Origin of the sequence: Coprococcus sp. ART55/1 (genome assembly GCF_000210595.1) — a bacterium.
GTDB classification, from domain to species: Bacteria; Bacillota; Clostridia; order Lachnospirales; family Lachnospiraceae; genus Coprococcus; species Coprococcus aceti.
In genome coordinates this window covers 1,755,045-1,756,895 of record NC_021018.1, presented here as the reverse complement: position 1 = coordinate 1,756,895, position 1,851 = coordinate 1,755,045, and the positions used below count along the sequence as shown (strand labels likewise).

The 1,851-nt window shown below is 33.4% G+C and carries 3 protein-coding genes; 2 read left to right on the top strand and 1 reads right to left on the bottom strand.

Features of this window, described 5'->3' with window-relative positions:
- The first annotated feature begins 130 nt into the window (after positions 1-130).
- Both CCU_RS08045 and CCU_RS08040 read left to right on the top strand, forming a co-directional pair.
- Positions 131-727 carry a phosphoribosyltransferase family protein gene (locus CCU_RS08045; RefSeq protein ID WP_015534236.1) on the top strand — a complete coding sequence of 199 codons (597 nt, stop codon included), beginning with the start codon at positions 131-133 and terminating at the stop codon, positions 725-727.
- Positions 728-965: 238 nt separating this feature from the next.
- The gene (locus tag CCU_RS08040) at positions 966-1,595 is read left to right on the top strand and encodes a recombinase family protein (protein WP_208896110.1); all 630 of its coding nucleotides are present in this window, start codon (positions 966-968) and stop codon (positions 1,593-1,595) included.
- Positions 1,596-1,600: 5 nt separating this feature from the next.
- Here CCU_RS08040 and CCU_RS08035 read toward each other — a convergent pair.
- The coding region (locus tag CCU_RS08035) for a helix-turn-helix domain-containing protein (protein ID WP_208896109.1) at positions 1,601-1,851 on the bottom strand (251 nt) is incomplete at its 5' end.

Sequence of the window (1,851 nt, the reverse complement as noted above, 5' to 3'; positions counted from 1 at the left end):
AAAAATGGATATTATTGCAGAAATACTATTTCTGTTATACAAAAACCAAATGAAAGACGTAACGACTTTGTTAGAAAAATTGAATATAAACAGAGAAATTCAATATACTTTTAAGGAGATTTAGAGACTAATGAATGTAAGTGTAATTATGAATGCGATAGGATGGATAGTTACTGTTTTGGGGGGACCAAGTGCAGTATATTTTATATATACTAAGATAAAATATAGAAAGAATATTTCTTGGAAGAAAATTATGAAGGAAGGGATAGAGGATTTAGCTCAAAAAGTAGAAAAAATAAACCCTGACTATATTATTACTTTCTCAGGTAGAGGCTCAATAGTATGTAGCTTAGTAGTTACAGAGTTGGATAATAAATATCCTGTGTATATGTGCCTATTAAAAAGAAGATATAATAAGAACTTTCTTAATCCGCAAAATTGGACGAGTTTTGATACATCAAAATGGACAATTTTTGTGCCTGACGAAGTATTAAATTTTAAAGATAAAAAGATTTTAATTATTGATGATTTAACTAATTCAGGAGAGACGATAGAAAAATTGACACAACATTTGATAAAACATGGTATTAATAATCAGAATTTGTTTAGCATGGCATTAATTGCGAATGTAGATATTTTATCAAGATTACATATACCACAAGAATACTGGAAAAAGGTAGAAATATCAGAATACAATGTTCCTTGGGGAAAAACTGAAATAAAGTAAAAGGTATAACCAAAACTTTTAAGTATTTACACTGTTTCGCTTATGACGATAAATCAAAGGCTGAAATATACATTCTTTTATGTATTCATTTTTTAAGGAGGGGGGTGGCCGAAAAGTGTACATTTAGAAACTGAATAATAAGGGCATAAAATCAGTGCCAAAAAGTAGAGACTTTCCATTATGGGAGGTCTCATTTTTTATGTAAGCATTTTAAGACAAAGGAAAGGAGCAAATAATCGTGAAGAGATATGGTTATCACAGAATAAGTACAAGAGAGCAGCATTTAGACAGAGGTATTAAGGAGATTACAGCATACTGTGAGCAGAATGGTTTGGAGCTGGAAAAGATTTTTACAGACCAGCAGACAGGCAAGAATTTTAATCGTCCGAGGTATCAGGTATTGAAAGAGGATGTATTAAGAGCTGGTGACGAGCTAATTATTACTGAGGATGATAGACTTGGTAGAAATAAGCAGGAGACACTAAAAGAGTTGCAGTATTACAGGGATAATGGTATTCGTGTAAAAATACTGGAGCTTCCTACTACGCTTATGGATTTGTCAAAGCTTGATAATGCTATGGCTAGGATGCTGATGGAAACCATCAATAATATGCTGATTGAGTTATATGCAGCTATGGCACAGGCAGAGATTGAAAAGAAAGAAAAGCGTCAGCGTGAGGGTATTGATGCTAAGAAAAATCGTGGTGAGTGGGATGATTATGGTCGTCCAGCGATAATGTCACAAGAAGAATTTTCAGAGCATTATGAAAAAGTGTTGTCGGGAGAACTTCGCCCATTTGAATTGATGAAGCAGTTTGGTAAGAGTAAGAGTACTTATTACAGATATGTTGGTAGGATTAAAGAATAGCTTGTTTATAATACCTTTGCAATACGCAGAAGCTGTTCTTTCTTAGAAGAATCCAGTTTATCTACAGCATTAAGCAGTTCGGTTTCATAGGCAGTAGTAGGAGCTTTATATTCATTGCCAAGTATATAATCAACAGTAACATTCATAGCATTGCAGATAGATACCAGAAGCGTCAGAGAAACTTTGACTTTGTTGGTTTCGATATTGCTGATATGACTAACATTCACATCCGAAGCATTAGCCAGATATTCTTGCG

What these genes read in the sequence shown, in the direction of transcription:
- CCU_RS08045 (WP_015534236.1), top strand. Translation starts at nt 131, where the DNA reads ATGAATGTAAGTGTAATTATGAATGCGATAGGATGGATAGTTACTGTT.